Consider the following 3,830-nt stretch of genomic DNA (forward strand, 5'->3'; position numbering starts at 1 on the left):
TGCCGAAGGAGAAGGTGGAGGCCGCGTACAACCGGGCCGCCTTCATGGAACGTCGCCGCGAGATCGCCGAGGAGTGGGCCGAACTGCTGCTGAAGGACTTCCCGCCGGCTTCAGAGCTGCTGCTACGCCGGACCAACTACTGATCTCTGCAGCCGTCGCCAAATCAGGGCCACGCCTTGAAGCCGCCGATCGCGTGGCCGCCTAATAGGAATTCGGGTCGAGCATGATGGCGAGCACCAGCGCTGCCATAGATAGCGACACTACGGCGATGGCGATTGCGAGGCGCACCTGTCGCTGTCGGCGAACCCTTGAGCCGCGCGGCCGTGACATTAGGTCAGCTCGGACTGAAGAACGGCGGTGTTCCGCTTGCCTTCGATCGGGTCGGGTCGTGTCCACTCGAAGGTGTCGCCCGACGTCCAGGCGGCCCAGCAGCGCTCCAGATCGGCCCGCTCGGCAACGCTAAGCGGATGGCCGTCGCGCTCGAAGGATGCGGCGATAGTCGCGGGCTTATACAGATGCTTCGCCATGTTGTGGGGGCCGGGGTCGGCGAGCCGTGCATGCGTGTCGTGCCAGCCGGGAATGTAGCGGCCGGTCACGATGCGATAGGCGCGCGTGACAAACCTCGCCAGCCCGAGGCGCTGCGCCAGGGACTTGTAGCCGAGCCATCGGTGGAGCCGCAGAATGCTCGCGTAGCGATCGAGGGTCTTCTCGCGGCCCATCCATTCGCCGGGGAGATCGGCGCCGAACAGTCCGCTGGATCCTTCGCGGAAGCGCCAGCCGAGCGCGCGGCTCTCGCCGACCGCCGGTTCGCGCTGAGCGGAAATGCCCTGCTGCTGAACGATCTTGAAGCCGTCATAGCCCAGCCGGCTAAGCTGGGCGATCTCCTCTTCGACGCCAGAGAAGTGGGTCCATGTGCTTTCGATCGAGAGATACTTTGGCCGGCCGGGGACCCGTTCCATCGCCTTGAGGCAGGCGAGGTCCATCCCTTCGATGTCGATCTTCAGATAATAGGGCACACCGTATCGCTGCAGCGCTTCGGCGAAGTCGACCCGCGGCACCGTCAACCTGTTGCTCGGCTGCCCTCGCTCGTGGGCGCGCGCCTCGAAGCTGTCGCAGACAGTGCCCCATACCGACATGGAGCTCTGGTAGAAGGTCACAGTGTCAGACGAGGTGTCATCGCTGATCGCCCCTTCGACGATCACCAGCCGGCCATCCGCCAATTCGGCTGCAAAGCGCTGGCGGGCCGCGGCGATTAGCGCCGGGTTCGCTTCGAAGGCGACGACGCGGAAGCCCTTGGCCAGGTAATATTCCGTGTCCTCGCCTTTGTGCATGCCGACATCGTAGATCAAATCGGGCTCGAACATTGCGACTCCGACGGTTGAGCAGCAGCGGCTGCAGCATCGCCGGAGCAATGTGACATGGATTTCGCAAATATGAAGCGTCTTGGCGAAGCCTAGGCCTCCCAAGGAGTGGAGAGCTAGTCCTTGCTCGGTGGCGACCAGCGCGTGATCGTCTGACGATATTCAGCGCGCGCCGGCATTTCGCGGCCCCGGTCATAGGCAGCCTGCATCGCGATCAGCAGATCAGCGTCGACGCCGGTCAGCGCTTCCAGCCGGTAGGCGACGTCGCGCGTGAGCGGCCCGCGGCCATCCAGCATCTTGATGAAGTTCTGCCGGTTCAGTCCCATTGCGGCACAGGCAGGCGCGACCTTCAGGCCAAGAGGCTCGAGCACTTCGGTGCGGACGAACGATCCGGGGTGGCGAAAGCCCTCGGGCTGGCGCGCCACCAGCTGCTCGGCGGGATCGGTGATCTTGAAATCGTCGGGGGGCTGGTCAGTCATTTGTCATTCCTCCACACTAGCACAGTATGTTTTCAGCATACACTTTGCAAGCATAATGTGTGGTGGTAGCAAACATATTGAAGGGGGCCGAAGCCCCCCTCTGGTTCGCCTCAGTGGTAATCCTCGTAGTCGAGAAGATGGACCTCCTGCCTGTCCTGATCGACGTGAAAGGTGAGGCGGTCGTTGGGCGTCACCCACATGCTCCACTTTCCCGGCTGACCCGGCTTCAGTTCGTGGGCGCGCCATGCCGGAACGCTGCGAAGCTGGTGGGGGTTGGTCATCACCGTAATGGCGACGATCATCTCGGCGACCTTGCGAACCTGAAGGGCGTTGAACCCCTTCACCTTGGTCAGCGTCGGGTCTTCGACGAGGGCCTTAACCCGCTTGTCACTGACGGTGATGATGATCATTAAACTTCCTCTCCTGTGTGTATGTTATGAGCATACACTGTCCGCACATCGACGCAATAGAAATGTGTGTTGTCAGCATACATTTTTCTTGCATCTTGCGGTGGGAGTGCTATTGTCGGGAGGCTGGGGATCGGTCGCTTTCGCGAGAACCCATGGCCCGTTCACGGCATTGTGCTACGCTTGGCGGATGATCAGGCTGCTGACCCTCGCTCCGCTCCTGCTGGCCGCAGGCTGCGTCACGTCGAACGATATGCGAAGCCGCGCGCCCGAGCTGGACGCGACGAGCGCCAGGAGCGCGAAGGATATCGCCGGATGCCTCGGCACCGAATGGGCGGGGAAGACGATGATGCCGGTAACCTCCGTGCCCGCTGGCGACGGATATGCCTTCAGCTCTTCCTCGAATGGCAACGTCAACATCCTCGTGGACGTGATCGATGAAGGCGAACAGCGGCGCGTGAAGGTCTATTTCATCAAGGCGATCGTGAGCCTGATCCCCGAAGGTGATCATCTGAAGCTGATCCGCGGCTGCCTGTAGCGCGAACAAAAAGAAAGCGCCCGGGCCGAAGCCCGGGCGCCTGCGGCAATCCAATGTGTGGATGGCGGTTACGAGCCGCCGGCACCCGCCGCGCCTGCCGGCGCCTTCGACTTGCGGAGCACATCGAGCAGCACATACATGCCGCCGAAGATCGCGAGCGTCGTCAGGCGGATGTCGCCCGCGCCCGCCGCGTCGGCGATCGAGGTGAGCGCCTGGACGAGTTCGGGCGGCATCACGGCCGGCGAGACGATCGCCAGAAGCGCGACGATCGCGGCGCGCAGCGAGTAGAGATTGAGGAAGCGGTCCATCAGGGTTCCCCTGCTGTCGCCCGCGCGGAGCCGGCCGCGCACGGGCTGAAGTCCCGGCCGGGGGATCGGGCTATTCAAGAGACCGGCGGGCTAGCGCTCGCGGTGATGGGGTCGATCGTCCAATAGTGGCGAACGTCGCCGAACTGCTTCGCGCAGGGGAAGGGATCGTGAACTAGCTCGCCGTTGAAAACGACCGCTGCGTGCAGAATAGGTTGGCCCGCTTTCGGATGGCCATCTGGATAGCTGCGGCCGCCGGTCCCCGACGCAATCGCGAAGCCTTTCGGTGCGCCACGGTCAAGCGGAACGAAATTGAGTTCGAGGCCGAGGGTGGCGAGCCACTTCTCCCACTCTCCCCAGTAAGCTCCGTCGAAGTTGGGCAAGACGGGGCAAACGTCCCTAAGCGGCCTCTCTAGGATCGATGCGACGCAGGCGTTGAAGCAATTGCCGACGCCGTCATTCGCAACGGTCATCGTTTGAAAAACCGGGATCATTCGCCGATCCTCTCGCCACGAACAGGCGCGCCCATCGGTGCAGGATGGGCGTGAAGGTACGGGCACACGCCGATCGACCAGGGCGGCGGTATCTCAAGGTCGATGTCCGCCTTGATGCGAAGGCGCATCGGCGAACACGCACCCTCGGAGATAATCAGGAGCGCGAGCACGACCGTCCGCCCCGCGCCGCCCATCACGCGGCCCTCGCGAACTCGGCGGCCTTATCGGCCAGGCGCGTGTCATAGC

At 63.3% G+C, this 3,830-nt stretch carries 7 protein-coding genes; 1 reads left to right on the forward strand and 6 read right to left on the reverse strand.

Features of this window, described 5'->3' with window-relative positions; translation table 11 throughout:
- Nucleotides 1-329: 329 nt before the first annotated feature.
- The 3 genes from KAY22_RS26050 to KAY22_RS26060 form a co-directional block, all read right to left on the reverse strand.
- A complete protein-coding gene (locus KAY22_RS26050) occupies nt 330-1,364 on the reverse strand; it encodes an FkbM family methyltransferase (RefSeq protein WP_296626002.1) in 1,035 nt (344 codons plus the stop codon).
- Between the two features lie 113 nt (nt 1,365-1,477).
- Nucleotides 1,478-1,840 carry a HigA family addiction module antitoxin gene (locus KAY22_RS26055; RefSeq protein WP_296626003.1) on the reverse strand — a complete coding sequence of 121 codons (363 nt, stop codon included), beginning with the start codon at nt 1,838-1,840 and terminating at the stop codon, nt 1,478-1,480.
- A gap of 110 nt (nt 1,841-1,950) precedes the next feature.
- Nucleotides 1,951-2,250 carry a type II toxin-antitoxin system RelE/ParE family toxin gene (locus KAY22_RS26060; protein ID WP_296626004.1) on the reverse strand — a complete coding sequence of 100 codons (300 nt, stop codon included), beginning with the start codon at nt 2,248-2,250 and terminating at the stop codon, nt 1,951-1,953.
- Nucleotides 2,251-2,437: 187 nt separating this feature from the next.
- Here KAY22_RS26060 and KAY22_RS26065 point away from each other — a divergent pair, with 187 nt between their 5' ends.
- Nucleotides 2,438-2,785, forward strand: coding sequence for a hypothetical protein (locus KAY22_RS26065; RefSeq protein WP_296626005.1), 348 nt, complete (start codon nt 2,438-2,440; stop codon nt 2,783-2,785).
- A 68-nt stretch (nt 2,786-2,853) separates the two neighbouring features.
- Here the strand turns inward: KAY22_RS26065 and KAY22_RS26070 are convergent, their stop codons facing one another.
- The 3 genes from KAY22_RS26070 to KAY22_RS26080 are packed head-to-tail and all read right to left on the reverse strand — an operon-like array spanning nt 2,854 to nt 3,781.
- Nucleotides 2,854-3,135, reverse strand: coding sequence for a hypothetical protein (locus KAY22_RS26070; protein WP_296626006.1), 282 nt, complete (start codon nt 3,133-3,135; stop codon nt 2,854-2,856).
- Nucleotides 3,136-3,167: 32 nt separating this feature from the next.
- On the reverse strand, nt 3,168-3,584 hold the full coding sequence (locus tag KAY22_RS26075; protein ID WP_296626007.1) for a hypothetical protein: 417 nt from the start codon (nt 3,582-3,584) through the stop codon (nt 3,168-3,170).
- Nucleotides 3,581-3,781 carry a hypothetical protein gene (locus tag KAY22_RS26080; RefSeq protein ID WP_296626008.1) on the reverse strand — a complete coding sequence of 67 codons (201 nt, stop codon included), beginning with the start codon at nt 3,779-3,781 and terminating at the stop codon, nt 3,581-3,583. Before KAY22_RS26080 ends, KAY22_RS26075 begins: the two co-directional genes overlap by 4 nt.
- Between the last annotated feature and the right edge of the window lie 49 nt (nt 3,782-3,830).

Origin of the sequence: Rhizorhabdus sp., assembly GCF_018006725.1 — a bacterium.
Taxonomy (GTDB): Bacteria; Pseudomonadota; Alphaproteobacteria; order Sphingomonadales; family Sphingomonadaceae; genus Rhizorhabdus.

What these genes read in the sequence shown, in the direction of transcription:
- KAY22_RS26050 (WP_296626002.1), bottom strand. Translation starts at nt 1,364, where the DNA reads ATGTTCGAGCCCGATTTGATCTACGATGTCGGCATGCACAAAGGCGAG.
- KAY22_RS26060 (WP_296626004.1), bottom strand. Translation starts at nt 2,250, where the DNA reads ATGATCATCATCACCGTCAGTGACAAGCGGGTTAAGGCCCTCGTCGAA.
- KAY22_RS26075 (WP_296626007.1), bottom strand. Translation starts at nt 3,584, where the DNA reads ATGATCCCGGTTTTTCAAACGATGACCGTTGCGAATGACGGCGTCGGC.
- KAY22_RS26055 (WP_296626003.1), bottom strand. Translation starts at nt 1,840, where the DNA reads ATGACTGACCAGCCCCCCGACGATTTCAAGATCACCGATCCCGCCGAG.
- KAY22_RS26065 (WP_296626005.1), top strand. Translation starts at nt 2,438, where the DNA reads ATGATCAGGCTGCTGACCCTCGCTCCGCTCCTGCTGGCCGCAGGCTGC.